Below are 13,977 nucleotides of genomic sequence, written 5' to 3'. Positions count from 1 at the left end.
CCTCAGTTTTCACGCCGCGCATCAGAGGCAGGCTGGTCCCGAACGCCACAACGGCGTTCCCAAAGGTCCGGCCTGCGTAACCGTGTGTCATCTTCTGCCTGTTGTTTCCGCCAGGCAGCGATTTTCGCATGATCCCCCGATCGCAGCACTTCAGGGATCGTGCGCCCTTCCCATTCAACGGGGCGGGTATATTGCGGATATTCGAGAAGGCCGCTTTCGAAGCTTTCTTCAACACCGCTGGAAGGCGCGCCCATTACGCCGGGAATGAGGCGAATGCAAGCGTCGAGAATCGCCAGCGCGGCAGGCTCTCCGCCTGACAGCACGATGTCGGCAAGGCTGACCTCCTCGACATTGCGCGCGGCGAAAATCCGCTCGTCAAACCCCTCGAACCGCCCGCACAGCAGGATCGCGCCAGGCCCGGCCGCCAGCCGCCGGATGCGGGCCTGCGTGATCGGTGCGCCGCGCGGCGTCATGGCGAGCACCGGGCTGCTCGGATTGGCCGCGCGCGCGTGGTCGATCGCGGCGGCCAGCACATCGGCTTTCAACACCATGCCTGCCCCGCCGCCTGCGGGCGTGTCGTCGACCGTGCGGTGCTTGTCAGTGGCAAAGTCGCGGATCTGGATCGCTTCGAGCGTCCAGTCGCCCCGCTCCAGCGCCCGGCCAGCCAGCGATACGCCAAGCGGGCCGGGGAACATTTCCGGGTAAAGCGTCAGGACGGTGGCAGCAAAGGTCATTGGAAGATGTCAGGGCCGCCGGGCGTGTTGTCGCCCCGCTGGCCCATCTTGTGGCCCACCATGCCAAGCCCAAAGCCGCACAGCAGCGCCATAGTGCCAAACACCAGCGCCGCCGCGACGCCAAAAGGCGCGGAATTGCCGCTGCTCACAAAACTGGCCACCAAGAGCCCGAACACTGCCATCAGGGGCAGGCTGGCAAGCAGCGCGGCGGTGAAAGCAGGCATTGCGGGTCGTTTGCGGGCCAGCCAGAATCCCGCCCCCACGGGCAGGCAAAGTGCAAGCAGGATCATCAGCGCCGCCATGCTCAATCCTCCACGAAATCGGCCGACACGACCAGGCGGGCGTCATCCCAATGCGGCACGGCTTCCACGCGCATTGGCACCATGAACCGCTTGGGGCGCTGGCCTTCAACTGCAGGCCGCTCTATCTCGATCACGTCGCCTGCGCCGTAATTGTCGATGGCGATCACGGTGCCAAGCGGCTCTCCCGCATCGGACACGGCGGCAAGGCCGATCAGGTCGACGTGGTAATATTCGCCCTCTGCCAGCGGGGGCAGATCCTTGCGCGCAACGGTCAGCGCGGTGCCGCGCAGCTTTTCCGCCGCGGTGCGGTCGGCGCATTCGGCAAAGCGGGCAATCGCCCCGCCCTTGCCGTCATCGCGCACCGATTTGAGCGTGAGCGCACCGCCGTTGAAAGACGTGTGCGCCTTGATCGATGCAATGCCTTCGCCAAACAGTTTCAGGCGGACCTCGCCCATCACGCCGTGCGCGCCGGTAATGGCTGCAAGCGTGACGGGCGTGTCCTTGGCCAAGGCGATCAGCCCTGGGCCTGTTCTTCGCTGGATTCCGCAGCCGGAGCTTCCTCGGCTGGAGCGGCTTCTTCGGCAGCTGCGGGAGCTTCTTCAGCCGGGGCAGCGGCAGCGGCAGCGGCTTCTTCCGCAGCGGCCTTGGCGGCTTCTTCCGCTTCGGCCAGCTTGGCGGCCTTGTCTTCAGCGCGCTGCTTGGCGGCTTCGCCCGGTTCGCCCTTCTTCGGGTTGTTGCGCGGAGCGCGCTCCTTGATGCCGGCCACATCGAGGAATCGGGCCACGCGGTCGGTCGGCTGCGCGCCAACGCCCAGCCAGTAACGGATGCGGTCTTCGTTCAGGCGCACGCGATTGGCGTCGTCCTTCGCCAGCATCGGGTTGTAGGTGCCGATCTGCTCCAGAAACTTGCCATCGCGCGGGGAGCGGCTGTCCGCGGCCACGATGCGGTAGTACGGACGCTTCTTGGCGCCGCCGCGCGAAAGACGAAGAGAAATTGCCATGTGATGTTACCTTTCCAATGCAAACCGGTGTAATTACTTGTTCTTGAGAAAATTCTGAAGTTCGGGCGGCAGGCTGGCAGGGCTGCCATTGCCCAAACTGGGCAGGCCGCCTGCGCTACCGGGGATGCCGCCTGCGCCGGCACCAAGGCCGCCACCGCCGCCCAGCAGCGAGGCAAGTCCCTTGATCCCGCCCATCTTGCGGATCTGCTTCATGGCGCGGCCCATTTCCTGGTGCATCTTGAGCAGCTTGTTCACATCCTGCACGCTGGTGCCGGAACCTGCCGCCACGCGCTTCTTGCGCTTGGCGTTGAGCAGTTCGGGACGCGCGCGTTCCTTGGGCGTCATCGAACCGATGATCGCGTCCATATGCACCAGCACCTTGTCGTTCACGCCGCTGGCTTCCATCGCCGCCTTGGCCTTTTTCATGCCGGGCATCATGCCTGCCAGCATCCCAAGACCGCCCATCTTCTGCATCTGATTCAATTGCATCCGAAGGTCGTTCATGTCGAACTGCCCCTTCATCATGCGCTGGGCCGCCTTTTCCGCCTCCTCCTTGTCGATGACTTCCGCAGCGCGTTCGACCAGGCTGACGACATCGCCCATGCCCAGGATGCGGTCGGCCACGCGCGCCGGGTGGAACCGTTCGATCGCGTCGAGCTTTTCGCCCGTGCCCGCAAACTTGATCGGCTTGCCGGTGACGGCGCGCATCGACAGCGCCGCACCGCCGCGCGCATCGCCATCCATCCGGGTGAGGACAACGCCGGTCAGCGGCACTTCATCGCTGAAGTTCTGCGCCACATTGACCGCGTCCTGCCCGGTCAGGGCATCGACCACCAGCAGCACCTCGGCAGGAGTGGCCACCGCCGCCACCGCCTTCATCTCGGCCATCAGCGCAGCATCGACATGCAGGCGGCCCGCGGTATCGAGCATCAGCACATCGACATTCTGCAGCCGCGCGGCTTCCAACGCACGGCGGGCAATATCGACCGGCTGCTGACCGGGGATGATCGGCAGCGTGGCAATCTGCACCTGCTCGCCCAGAACCTTGAGCTGTTCCTGCGCCGCCGGACGGTTCACGTCGAGCGAGGCCATCAGCACTTTCTTGCCCTGCTTTTCCTTGAGCAGCTTGCCGATCTTGGCTGTGCTGGTGGTCTTGCCCGAACCTTGCAGGCCGACCATCATCACCACCGCCGGCGGGCGCACATCGAGGTTGAGGGGCGCGGCATCCGCAGCGCCCGCATCATCCCCGCCCAGCATCGCGACCAGTTCGTCATTGACGATCTTGACGACCTGCTGGCCCGGCTTCACCGATTTCAGAACCGCTGCGCCAACCGCCTTTTCGGTGACGCGGTTGATGAAATCGCGCGCCACAGGCAGCGCCACATCGGCTTCGAGCAAGGCCACGCGAATCTCGCGCATGGCTTCGCGCACATCGGCTTCGCTCAGCGCGCCGCGACCGCGCAGGCGGTCGAAGACAGAGCCAAGATTGCCGGACAGCGTATCGAACATGCGCATCGCTTTCGCGTTAAAACCAAAACCAAAAACGCCGGCGGACGAAACTCGTCAGCCAGCGTGGGGATCATTCCCCCGTTCCCAAAATCTCGTCCGGGTATGTCGAGATCCGGTCAGGATCGAGGCGAAAACGGCGGCTTTCGGGAACCGGAACGGCCCTTATGGCCGTGAGCACCGGAAGCGCAGAAAGCTGCCGTTTGCAGCCCGATAATGGCCGGATATCGGCATATCCGGGGAATGGTGGAGCCTAGCGGGATCGAACCGCTGACCTCTACAATGCCATTGTAGCGCTCTCCCAGCTGAGCTAAGGCCCCGTTCCATTCAAAATCTGCACCCTGGGAGATGCAGTCCCTTGCGGGAAGCGGCCCAATATGGCCGTTCAAAGGCAAGCGCAAGAGGTAATTTTCAGCCCCCTTGCACTTCCTATCGTTCCTTACAGGTCGTCCGCGTCGTCGTCCGAACCGGTGTCCACGCCCAGATCGTCGTCGCCGCCAAGATCCACATCATTGTCGGGCGAATCCTCACCCTCGTCGATGTCCTCCAGATCGGCATCGGCCAGATCCGCGTCCGCATCTTCCAGCTCGGCTTCCTTCTTCACTTCCTCGAACGGAATCGGCTGCTTGGACTTGAGCACGGGTTCGGGCGTCCACTGGTTGCCGCATTCGATGCAGACCACCGGATCGTCCTTGCCCAGATCGTAGAAGCGTTCACCGCATTTGGGGCAAGTGCGCTTGGCGCCCCATTCAGGCTTCACCATAATCCTATTCCTTCATTCGTCCGCGCAGCGTGGGTAATGGCAGCGGACGCAAGATGTGCGTGCAAAATGCCGGAAGCGCCCCTTTCCCGATTCGCCGGTGAATATCAAGGGCGATAATGGGGCGGCAAAAGGGCATCGCTGTCTCGTCCGCCTTGCCACGGCCCCTGCGCACTGGCAAGGACGCGCCGCATTTACGCCCTTCGTGAAAGAAATCGCCCGTGTCCGTCGCGCATGACAGCCTGCCCCAGCCCCGTCGCTTCGCCCCCGCAGGGCCGCTTTCAGGTGCGATCCGGGTGCCGGGCGACAAGTCGATCAGCCACCGCTCACTGATGCTGGGCGCGCTTGCGGTGGGCGAGACGCGGGTGACGGGCCTGCTGGAAGGCGAGGATGTGCTCGCCACCGCCGCTGCCATGCGGGCAATGGGTGCGACAATTGATCGTCTGCCGCACGGCGAATGGGTGATCAGCGGCGTGGGGGTTGGCGGGCTGCTGCAACCGGGTGCCCCGCTCGACATGGGCAATTCGGGCACGTCCACCCGGCTGCTGATGGGCCTTGTGGCAAGCCACGCCATCACTGCCACTTTTGTGGGCGATGCGAGCCTGTCCAAGCGCCCGATGGCGCGCGTGATCGAACCGCTGAGCCAGATGGGCGCAGAGTTTTCGGGCGATAATGGCGACCGCCTTCCGCTAACCTTGCGCGGCATCTGCCCCGCCGCGCCGATCACCTATCGCCTGCCGATGGCCAGCGCACAGGTCAAAAGCGCGGTGCTGCTCGCCGCGCTCAATACCGCCGGCACCACCACCGTGATCGAGCCGGTGCCCACGCGCGACCATTCCGAACGGATGCTGCGCGGATTTGGCGCAGACCTGAGCGTGACAGAGAAGGACGGAGAGCGCGTCATCACGCTGAGCGGCCCGGCCGAGCTGAAAGCACAAACCATCGAAGTGCCGGGCGACCCTTCGTCCGCGGCCTTCTTCGTTGTTGCCGCGCTGATTGTGCCGGGCAGCGATGTGACGATCGCCAATGTCGGCCTCAACCCCACACGCGCCGGCCTGTTCGATGTGCTGCGCCAGATGGGCGGGCAGATCGAGGAAGTGAATCCGCGCGTCGTCGGCGGGGAGCCGGTGGCCGACCTGCGCGTACGCCATTCGGCGCTGACCGGCATCGCCGTTGATCCCGCCATCGCCCCGTCCATGATTGACGAGTTTCCGGTGCTGTTTGTCGCCGCCGCAATCGCGCACGGCACCACGGTGACCAGCGGGCTCGACGAGTTGCGGGTCAAGGAAAGCGACCGGCTGACTGCCATGGCGGAGGCGCTGACGCTGGCCGGCGCCCGCGTGGAGGAGCGCGAAGATGGCCTTGTCATCCACGGCACCGGGGGCACGCCCCTGCCCGGCACGCCCGCAGGCGCAGCGGTGGTGACGCATCTCGACCACCGTATCGCGATGAGCATGGCGGTGGCCGGGCTGGCAAGCACGGGCGGCGTCGAAGTGGACGATATCCGCCCCATCGCCACCAGCTTTCCCAACTTCCTCAGCCTGCTGGAAAGCCTGGGCGGCTAGGATCACGCCGGACTGGACAGCTTCATCAGAAGCAGCCCGGAAACGATCAGCACGGCGGCCAGCACGCGCATCGGCGTCACCGCTTCGCCCAACACCACAATGCCAACGATGAACGCGCCCACCGCGCCGATCCCGGTCCAGATTGTATAGGCCGTGCCCAGCGGCAGGCTCCGCATCGCCAGTGCCAGCAAGGCGAAGCTGAAGATCATCGCAATGATGGTGACGGCCGAAGGCACAGGTTTGGAAAATCCGTTGGACAGCTTCATCGCGAAGGCCCAAACGACTTCCAGCAATCCGGCGACGAAGAGGAAAATCCACGCCACTTACGCACTCCTTTGTTGCAAAAGAATGCCGGGCCGTCCCGGTCTTGCCAAAGCCCGCCTGATCGCGGGCACGCCGGACGTGGCCGGTGCTCGTTCCAGATAGAGCCGCCCTCCCCGGTTCTCAAGACCGCATTTGGCGGCTAGAGCAGCCCGCATGATCATTGCAGTCGACGGCCCCACCGCATCCGGCAAGGGCACCATCGCCAAGGCGCTGGGCCGCCATTTCGGCCTGCCGCATATGGATACCGGCCTGCTTTACCGCGCGGTCGGCTACCAGGTGGACCTCAACGGCGGCAACCCGGACGATGCGGGCGATGCGCTGGCGGCGTGCAATTTTCCGGAGGAGCTGCTGGGCCACCCTGCCCTGCGCAGCGAGGCGATTGGCGGGCTGGCCAGCCGTGTGTCGATCCACCCGGCGGTGCGCCACGCCTTGCTGGAACGCCAGCGCGCCTTTGCCGCGCAGCCGGGCGGCGCGGTGCTCGACGGGCGCGATATCGGCACGGTGATCTGCCCCGATGCCGATGTGAAACTGTTCGTCACCGCCAGCGTCGATGCGCGGGCCGAGCGGCGCTGGGCCGAAATGCAGGCACGCGGAGAGGATCACACGCTGGCTGCGATCCGCGAGGATCTGCGCGAACGCGACGCGCGCGATAGCCAACGCAGCGCCGCGCCGCTCATCATGGCGCCAGATGCCCTGCTGCTCGACACATCCAGGCTGAACCGCGAGGAAGCGGTGGCGCGGGCGATCGAGCTGGTCAACGCGGCAACCGGTCAGCAGCCCTGCCCCTGAAATCAGTGCCGGATCGCCGCCTGCACTTCGCGCCGCAGGCCCAGCAGGAACGCCAGTTCGGCCACCACGAAAAGCGGGCCGATCAACAGGCTCTTCAGGTCGTCGAAAAAGGCCGGTTTGCGCCCTTCGAAGGCATGGCCGATGAACTGGATCACCCAGCCCGCAACAAACAGCCCCGCGCCCCAGCCCAGCCATACAGCCGTGCCACGCGCCGCCAGCGCCAGCCCTGCCCCGCAGCACAGCGCGAGAAGCAGTGCCATCACGGCGCCAAAGCGCAGGTCGAGCCGCAGATAAAACAGTCCTGCACCCGGTGCGAACAGGATTGCGGGAGTGACCGGCACCCCCACATCCCACGCCGGCCGCGACAGCAGCACGACCACGGCGAGGAAAATCATCGGGATGCCCACCAGATGCGTCGCCACATTGCGCCGATCCCGGTGGTATGCGCCATAGGCGGCGAGACTACGCTCCAGCCGGGTCATCGGCCCCTCCTCTCTCCTGCGCAAGGGAAGGCCAGCCCGCGCCGCGCATGTCAAGCCCCGCTGCCGCGGCGCGCGTGGGGTGCACTGATGCCACGGCCGATTCGCCTTGCTTTTGCAGCCCCTTTCGCCTAGGCGCGCGGGCGTCCCCAAGGCAGGCTTTCAACGGCGGGCTCCACGGGATGCTGCGGATGGCATACGGCCCCCGTGGCGGTTCGGCCTCTTGGCCCGTTTTCCGCAATGGTGCGGCAGGCGGAGAAAGACCGGCGGATACAACCGCCTGGCCGGAAAATTGATGATACGGGAATCCCAACCTTATGGCATCTGCTGCCAACCCTACCCGCGATGATTTCGCGGCTCTCCTTGACGAACAGCTCGGCGGCGCCGACGGCGGCTTCGAAGGCCGCGTGGTCAAGGGCACTGTTACCGCCATTGAAAACGGCTTTGCCGTGATTGACGTGGGCCTCAAATCCGAAGGCCGCATCTCCTTGCGCGAATTTTCCCGCGGCGAGGACGAGCACGGCCTGGTTGTCGGCGGTGAAGTCGAAGTTTTCGTGGACCGCGTGGAAAACGCTGACGGCGAAGCCATGCTCAGCCGCGACCGCGCCCGCCGCGAAGCCGCCTGGGACAAGCTCGAAGCCGAATTCGGCGAAGGCAAGCGCGTGGAAGGCCGCATCTTCGGCCGCGTGAAGGGCGGCTTCACCGTCGATCTGGACGGCGCTGTGGCCTTCCTGCCCGGCAGCCAGGTCGATATCCGCCCGGTGCGCGATGTGGCCCCCCTGATGGATGTGCCCCAGCCCTTCCAGATCCTGAAGATGGATCGCCGCCGCGGCAATATCGTCGTCTCGCGCCGCGCGGTGCTGGAAGAAACCCGCGCCGAACAGCGCAGCGAACTTATCGAAGGGCTGGCCGAGGGCCAGATCACCGAAGGCGTAGTGAAGAACATCACCGATTACGGCGCCTTCGTCGATCTGGGCGGCATTGACGGCCTGCTGCATGTCACCGACATGAGCTACAAGCGCGTCAATCACCCCAGCGAAGTGATCGAGATCGGCCAGACCGTGAAGGTCCAGATCATCCGCATCAACGCCGATACCCAGCGCATCAGCCTGGGCATGAAGCAGCTCGAAAACGATCCGTGGGAAGGCGTTGCCGCCAAGTACCCGGTAGGCGCGAAGATCAGCGGTGTTGTCACCAACATCACCGAATACGGCGCCTTCGTGGAGCTGGAGCCGGGTATCGAAGGCCTGGTCCACGTCTCCGAAATGAGCTGGACGAAGAAGAACGTCCACCCCGGCAAGATCGTCTCCACCTCGCAGGAAGTGGAAGTGATGGTGCTGGAAGTCGATTCCGACAAGCGCCGCATTTCGCTCGGCCTCAAGCAGGCGCAACGCAATCCGTGGGAAGAGTTTGCCGAGAAGCACCCGGTCGGCTCCACCGTGGAAGGCGAAGTCAAGAACGCCACCGAATTCGGCCTGTTCATCGGCCTGCCGGGCGATGTGGACGGCATGGTCCACATGTCCGATATCGCCTGGGGCATTTCGGGCGAAGATGCGCTGGCCCTGCACCGCAAGGGCGAGGTGGTGAATGCCATCGTGCTCGATGTGGATGTGGAAAAGGAACGCATCAGCCTCGGCATGAAGCAGCTTGAAAAGGGTGCGCCGGCTGCCGGTGCCGCCGCTTCGTCGAGCGGCCTGAAGAAGAACGAAGTTGTCACCGTGACCGTGCTCGAAGTGCGTGACGGCGGCCTCGAAGTGCAGGTGGGCGACGATGGCGCGACCGGCTTCATCAAGCGTTCGGACCTCGGCCGCGACCGCGACGAGCAGCGCCCCGATCGCTTCCAGGTCGGCCAGAAGGTCGATGCGCTGGTGATCGGCTTCGACCGTTCGAAGAAGCCGAACTTCTCGATCAAGGCGCGCCAGATCGCGGAAGAAAAGGAAGCTGTGGCCCAGTTCGGCTCGTCCGATTCGGGCGCGTCGCTGGGCGACATCCTGGGCGCCGCACTGAAGGCTGGCAAGGAGTAAGCCAGCACCGCTCTGCGGGCCGCTTAAGGGTGTCCCGCAGACCGACGGCACATCCTCACGGCACGCAAGGGCCCGCTTGCTCAACCGAGCAGGCGGGCCTTTCCAGTCACCGCCGGTGCGGCTAAGACGGGCACCATGCTTGCCCAATGCCAATGCGGCCAACTCACCGCCTCTGTCGCCGAGGGGCACGAGCCGATGACAGTGCTGTGTCATTGCCGCGATTGCCAGCGGCGCAGCGGCTCCCCTTTTGGCACAATTGCCTATTACCCCGCGGGTGCAGTCAGTCTTGCCGGGCAAGCGCGCGAATTCACCCGACCAACCGACCAAGGCAACCGCTTCACGACCGGTTTCTGCCCCGAATGCGGCAGTACGGTCTATGCGAAGGCGACGAAATACCCTGCCCTGATCGGCGTAACGGTGGGATGCATTGCCAACCCTGACTTTCCCGCCCCTGCACGCTCGGTCTTTGAAGAGCATCGCCATGCCTGGGTGCCTATTCCGCCCGGAATGGCGCGCCATGTCCGCGGGCGTGACAGCAAGGAGATCGGTTGATGCCGCTCGCCATTCACCAATTTCCCTGCCTCTCGGACAATTACGGCTACCTTCTGCATGATCCTGGCAGCGGAGAGACCACTTGCCTCGATACGCCCGATGCGGAGGAATATCTGCGGCAAGCGCGGGCGAAGGGCTGGCGCATCACGCAGATCTGGAACACGCACTGGCATCCCGATCACGCCGGCGGAAACGCAGCGATCAAGGCCGCGACCGGATGCCGCATTTACGGCCCCGCCGAAGTCGCGGCCAGGTTCCCGCTCGACCATCCGCTGGCAGACGGCGACAGCGTGACGCTTGGCACGGCGACTGCGCAGGTCATCGATGTCGGCGGGCATACGGCAGGGCATATCGCCTTTCATCTGCCCGATGCCGGTGTCGCTTTTGTGGGTGATGCCCTGTTCGCGCTGGGTTGCGGGCGCATGTTCGAAGGCACGCCGCCGCAATTCTGGGGCTCTCTGCTGCGCCTGCGCGCACTCCCACCCGAAACGCTGCTCTATTGCGCGCACGAATATACCGCCTCAAACGCGCGCTTTGCCCTGCACGCCGATCCGGACAACGCCGATTTACGAACCTATGCGGACGAGGTCGCGCGGCTGCGCGCGGCTGGCAGGCCCACAGTGCCTTTTCCTCTCGCCCGCGAAATGGCAACCAATCCCTTCCTGCGCGCGGACGATCCGGCGATGCAGGCCCGCTGGGGCGGCGGCGAGCCCAGCGAGACCTTTGCCGCGTTGCGGGCGGCAAAGGACAGTTTCTAGGGGGCTGGCTGCGGCATGAAGCCGCGATCGACCATCCAGTCCTCAATCGTCGTCGGCCAGTTCTTCAGCGACACGAAGGGCGTGTTCTCGCCCATATTATAGGCGTGCCCGCCTGCCTGATAAGCGTGAAGTTCGACCGGCGCGCCGCCCGCATGGAGCGCGGCAAAGATGTCGAGCGTGGATTGCGCACAACATTCATCATCCAGCGCCGTGGACAGCATGACCGGCGGGGTGTCCGGCCCGATCACCTCGCCCGGCATGGCGAGCGGGCCGGGAAAGACAAGAATGCCGAACGATGGCCGCGCATCGCCCGTATCGAGCGTGTCGCCCTCCCCCTCTGGCGGTGCAGGCGGCGAGAGCAGCGTCCAGCGCGCCAGTTCACCGCCAGCCGAAAAGCCCATCACGCCCAGCTTTGCCGGATCGACGCCAAACTCCGGCGCCCGCGCGCGGATCAGGCGCATCGCCCGATCTGCATCCTGGCGCGCATCCTCGAAATCCCACGGTGCGCCTTCCTCACGCGCGAGCCGGTAATAGAGAACGAAGGCCGCCACGCCGCGCTCTGCAAACCAGCGGGCAACATCGTGGCCTTCGGATGTCGTGACAAGAAATTCATGCGCCCCGCCAGGCAGGATCAGCACCGCCGACCCGTTGGCACGCAACGGATCGGCAGCGTAAAAATGGATTGAAGGATCGTTGACGTGGCGGGTCCAGTATTCCGCCGACACTTCCGGAATTGCGCGGCGATCGGCAAAGCCAGGTACGCCATCGGGCCACAGCGGCACGCGCTGGCCGCTATCCTGCGCGAACAGGGGAACGGGCGCCATGACCGCAAGCGCCGCGCCCAATAGAAATAACCGCATGAAACCCCTCCGCTTTTGCAGGAGGAGATACTGCGCCCGCTTGCTCCCCGCCGTCAAGCGGCCGCGTATCAGCGTCAGAGGGCAGCGATAACCTCATCCGCCAGCTTGGCGTCGGCGTCCGCATCGTGCCGCTCGGCAATCAGTGCAGCAGCAGCGGCAGTGGAAGCCTGTGCCGCGCGGGCGCGCAGATCGGCTACGGCCTGCAATTCGGCAGCGGCGATCTTGCCCTGCGCCATCGCTTCGCGGCGCGCGATCATGGCGGTGGTATCGGCCTCTGCCTTGGCGATGATGGCATCCGCCTCGGTCCGCGCATTGGCGAGCATCGCTTCGGCGTCCTTCTCAGCCGAAGCGATCTTGGCGGCATATTCCGCGCGCAGCGCTTCCGCCTCGGTTCGCAGCGCCTTCGCCTCATCGAGATTGCGGCGGATTTCGGCAATCTTGCCGTCAAGACCGCGCGCAATCGTCCTGTGCACCTTGGCAACGCCGAACGCGATCAGCAGCAGCACCGCCATCGACAGCGAAACCCACTGATAGGGCTGGAGGCCAAGGAGTTCGGGCTGCGGCAGAGAATGGCCGTCATCGACCAGCACCTGCGCTTCGACCGCACCCTGCGGGGTCTGATCCAGCGTTGCCGCATCTGGGCCGGCAATCGGAGGAGTGGACGCATTAGCCATGGGCCATAGCCTTCTTCACAGCCGCCGATGCAGCGGTCTTGGTCACTTTCACGCCGGCGAGGCGCGCGACGATATCCTGCGCGGCCTCGGCAGCGACACCTTCGATCTCGGCAGCGGCTTCGGCGCGGGCGGCTTCGATGCGCGCCTCCGCCTCGGCCAGGCGCGCGTCGATCGCGGACTGCGCCGTTGCCAGACGCGCCTCAGTCGCGGCGGTTGCCTTGGCCTTCGCTTCGGCAACGAGCGCCTGAGCGGCCGCGCGGTTTGCATTTTCGCGGGCCCGCCAGGCCGCCTCCTGTTCGTCCGCCGCATCGCGTGCTGCCTGAGCCGCAGCCAGATCCGCCGCGATCTGCGTGTCGCGCTGGCCAACGGTGTCGAGCACCTTGGGCACCATGCCCTTGCCAACGACAAAATAGACAAGGCCAAAAATGATCAGCAGCCAGAACAGCTGGCTCGACCAGATTTCAGGCAATTGGGCTATCTGGGGCATGGACGGATTCCGTCTGTCAGCGCAAAACGATGTGGCGGCAATTCAGCCCGGCCGGGCGCAACGGGCCCGGCCGGAAAAACATATCGTCAGACGAACAGGATGATCATCGCGACGACGAAGGCGAGCAGGCCCAGCAGTTCCGCCGCGGCGAAACCGATAAACAGGCGGCCCTGCTGACCGTCGGCAGCGCCGGGATTGCGCAGCGCGGATTCAAGGAACGAGCCGAACACATTGCCCACGCCCAGTGCAGCCATGCCCGCACCGATTGCAGCGAGGCCGGCACCGACCATCTTGGCAGCTTCGAGATCCATGAGATTATCCTTTCAAAAGAACTTGATGAGAAACGGTATTGCGAAACTTAGTGCAGATGCTCGGCATCGTGGATGTACAGCGATGTCAGCAGCGCAAACACATAGGCCTGAATGCCCGAAACCAGGATTTCCAGCGCGCAGATCGCCACCATCAGCACAAAACTGGGCACGCCCACCAGCAGGCCGAAACCGGCGCCCGCGCTCCACCCGCTGATCACGAAGCTGGACAGCACTTCGAGCAGCACGTGGCCAGCCATCATCGCCACGAACAGACGCAGCGCCAGGCTGAAGGGGCGGAACAGGAACGAGATGAATTCGATCGGCGCGATAATGATCGCCATCACCAGCGGAGTGCCGCTGGGCACGAACAGGCTGAAGAAATGCAGGCCATGCTTCCAGAAGCCCACGATCAGCACGATCGCGAAAGACAGGATCGCCAGCACCCCGGTCACGGTGAAGTGGCTGGTGAAAGTGAACGGATGCAGCCCGATCAGCCCCAGCGGCATCAGGCCCAGCAGGTTGGCGAACAGGATGAACATGAACAGGCTGAAGACATAGGGGACATATTTCTTGCCGCCCTTGCCGATGTTGGCGTCCACCAGATTGTCGATGAAGCCGGTGAAGGTTTCCACCGCCATTTGCCAGCGACCGGGCACCAGCTGCCGCTTCATGCCGCCGATCATGAAGGCGTATACCGCAATTGCTGCGATCAGCATCCACAGCGCCGAATTGGTAAAGGCAATGTTGAAGCCCGCGATTTCCCAGCCCGCGGAACCAAACATCGGCTCCACCGTGAACTGGTGCATCGGATCGACCTTAGCCGTTTCGCCTGCCACTGTGTCTACCGTTCCC

At 64.7% G+C, this 13,977-nt stretch carries 18 protein-coding genes and 1 tRNA gene; 5 read left to right on the top strand and 14 right to left on the bottom strand.

The window, feature by feature from the left end:
* Positions 1-2: 2 nt before the first annotated feature.
* The 7 genes from trmD to WFP39_RS11060 all read right to left on the bottom strand — a co-directional run bounded on the left by trmD (position 3) and on the right by WFP39_RS11060 (position 4,305).
* Positions 3-734 carry a tRNA (guanosine(37)-N1)-methyltransferase TrmD gene (gene trmD / locus WFP39_RS11090; protein ID WP_336919662.1) on the bottom strand — a complete coding sequence of 244 codons (732 nt, stop codon included), beginning with the start codon at positions 732-734 and terminating at the stop codon, positions 3-5.
* Positions 731-1,036 carry a hypothetical protein gene (locus WFP39_RS11085; protein ID WP_336919661.1) on the bottom strand — a complete coding sequence of 102 codons (306 nt, stop codon included), beginning with the start codon at positions 1,034-1,036 and terminating at the stop codon, positions 731-733. The genes trmD and WFP39_RS11085 overlap by 4 nt, the downstream gene beginning before the upstream one ends.
* Positions 1,037-1,038: 2 nt before the next feature.
* Positions 1,039-1,545, bottom strand: coding sequence for a ribosome maturation factor RimM (gene rimM / locus WFP39_RS11080; protein ID WP_336919660.1), 507 nt, complete (start codon positions 1,543-1,545; stop codon positions 1,039-1,041).
* Between the two features lie 5 nt (positions 1,546-1,550).
* A complete protein-coding gene (rpsP, locus tag WFP39_RS11075) occupies positions 1,551-2,036 on the bottom strand; it encodes a 30S ribosomal protein S16 (protein ID WP_336919659.1) in 486 nt (161 codons plus the stop codon).
* A gap of 33 nt (positions 2,037-2,069) precedes the next feature.
* Positions 2,070-3,545, bottom strand: coding sequence for a signal recognition particle protein (gene ffh / locus WFP39_RS11070; RefSeq protein ID WP_336919658.1), 1,476 nt, complete (start codon positions 3,543-3,545; stop codon positions 2,070-2,072).
* Between the two features lie 241 nt (positions 3,546-3,786).
* Positions 3,787-3,862 (bottom strand) — tRNA-Ala (locus WFP39_RS11065).
* 119 nt (positions 3,863-3,981) lie between these two features.
* Positions 3,982-4,305, bottom strand: a complete 324-nt coding sequence (locus WFP39_RS11060) for a TIGR02300 family protein (protein ID WP_336919656.1) — start codon at positions 4,303-4,305, stop codon at positions 3,982-3,984.
* Between the two features lie 218 nt (positions 4,306-4,523).
* Between WFP39_RS11060 and aroA the strand changes: the two genes are divergently transcribed.
* On the top strand, positions 4,524-5,867 hold the full coding sequence (gene aroA, locus WFP39_RS11055) for a 3-phosphoshikimate 1-carboxyvinyltransferase (RefSeq protein WP_336919654.1): 1,344 nt from the start codon (positions 4,524-4,526) through the stop codon (positions 5,865-5,867).
* 2 nt (positions 5,868-5,869) lie between these two features.
* Here aroA and WFP39_RS11050 read toward each other — a convergent pair whose 3' ends face one another.
* On the bottom strand, positions 5,870-6,190 hold the full coding sequence (locus tag WFP39_RS11050) for a DMT family transporter (RefSeq protein WP_336919653.1): 321 nt from the start codon (positions 6,188-6,190) through the stop codon (positions 5,870-5,872).
* Between the two features lie 154 nt (positions 6,191-6,344).
* Here WFP39_RS11050 and WFP39_RS11045 point away from each other — a divergent pair, with 154 nt between their 5' ends.
* Positions 6,345-6,980 carry a (d)CMP kinase gene (locus tag WFP39_RS11045; RefSeq protein ID WP_336919651.1) on the top strand — a complete coding sequence of 212 codons (636 nt, stop codon included), beginning with the start codon at positions 6,345-6,347 and terminating at the stop codon, positions 6,978-6,980.
* Between the two features lie 2 nt (positions 6,981-6,982).
* Here the strand turns inward: WFP39_RS11045 and WFP39_RS11040 are convergent, their stop codons facing one another.
* Entirely contained in the window at positions 6,983-7,462 is a 480-nt protein-coding gene (locus tag WFP39_RS11040; RefSeq protein ID WP_336919650.1) for an Mpo1 family 2-hydroxy fatty acid dioxygenase, read from the bottom strand.
* Positions 7,463-7,776: 314 nt separating this feature from the next.
* On the opposite strand from WFP39_RS11040, the gene rpsA reads away from it, so the two are divergent.
* The 3 genes from rpsA to gloB all read left to right on the top strand — a co-directional run bounded on the left by rpsA (position 7,777) and on the right by gloB (position 10,793).
* Positions 7,777-9,483, top strand: a complete 1,707-nt coding sequence (rpsA, locus tag WFP39_RS11035; protein ID WP_336919649.1) for a 30S ribosomal protein S1 — start codon at positions 7,777-7,779, stop codon at positions 9,481-9,483.
* A 135-nt stretch (positions 9,484-9,618) separates the two neighbouring features.
* On the top strand, positions 9,619-10,035 hold the full coding sequence (locus tag WFP39_RS11030) for a GFA family protein (RefSeq protein WP_336919647.1): 417 nt from the start codon (positions 9,619-9,621) through the stop codon (positions 10,033-10,035).
* Positions 10,035-10,793 carry a hydroxyacylglutathione hydrolase gene (gene gloB / locus WFP39_RS11025; protein WP_336919645.1) on the top strand — a complete coding sequence of 253 codons (759 nt, stop codon included), beginning with the start codon at positions 10,035-10,037 and terminating at the stop codon, positions 10,791-10,793. Before WFP39_RS11030 ends, gloB begins: the two co-directional genes overlap by 1 nt.
* On the opposite strand, the gene WFP39_RS11020 is transcribed toward gloB, so the two are convergent.
* From WFP39_RS11020 to WFP39_RS11000, 5 genes are all read right to left on the bottom strand, one after another.
* Entirely contained in the window at positions 10,790-11,617 is an 828-nt protein-coding gene (locus tag WFP39_RS11020; protein ID WP_336919644.1) for an alpha/beta hydrolase, read from the bottom strand. The genes gloB and WFP39_RS11020 overlap by 4 nt on opposite strands.
* A gap of 110 nt (positions 11,618-11,727) precedes the next feature.
* The gene (locus WFP39_RS11015; protein ID WP_336919643.1) at positions 11,728-12,327 is read right to left on the bottom strand and encodes a F0F1 ATP synthase subunit B family protein; all 600 of its coding nucleotides are present in this window, start codon (positions 12,325-12,327) and stop codon (positions 11,728-11,730) included.
* The gene (locus WFP39_RS11010) at positions 12,320-12,814 is read right to left on the bottom strand and encodes a F0F1 ATP synthase subunit B family protein (protein WP_336919642.1); all 495 of its coding nucleotides are present in this window, start codon (positions 12,812-12,814) and stop codon (positions 12,320-12,322) included. The genes WFP39_RS11015 and WFP39_RS11010 overlap by 8 nt, the downstream gene beginning before the upstream one ends.
* An 86-nt stretch (positions 12,815-12,900) precedes the next feature.
* Complete coding sequence (locus WFP39_RS11005) at positions 12,901-13,125, bottom strand: F0F1 ATP synthase subunit C (protein WP_048885460.1); 225 nt, start codon at positions 13,123-13,125, stop codon at positions 12,901-12,903.
* Between the two features lie 47 nt (positions 13,126-13,172).
* Positions 13,173-13,961 (bottom strand): F0F1 ATP synthase subunit A, encoded by a 789-nt coding sequence (locus WFP39_RS11000; protein ID WP_336919636.1) that lies wholly within the window; start codon positions 13,959-13,961, stop codon positions 13,173-13,175.
* Positions 13,962-13,977 lie beyond the last annotated feature (16 nt).

Origin of the sequence: Alteraurantiacibacter lauratis (genome assembly GCF_037154155.1) — a bacterium.
Taxonomy (GTDB): Bacteria; Pseudomonadota; Alphaproteobacteria; order Sphingomonadales; family Sphingomonadaceae; genus Alteraurantiacibacter; species Alteraurantiacibacter lauratis.
This window is presented reverse-complemented; position numbering and strand designations above follow the sequence as displayed.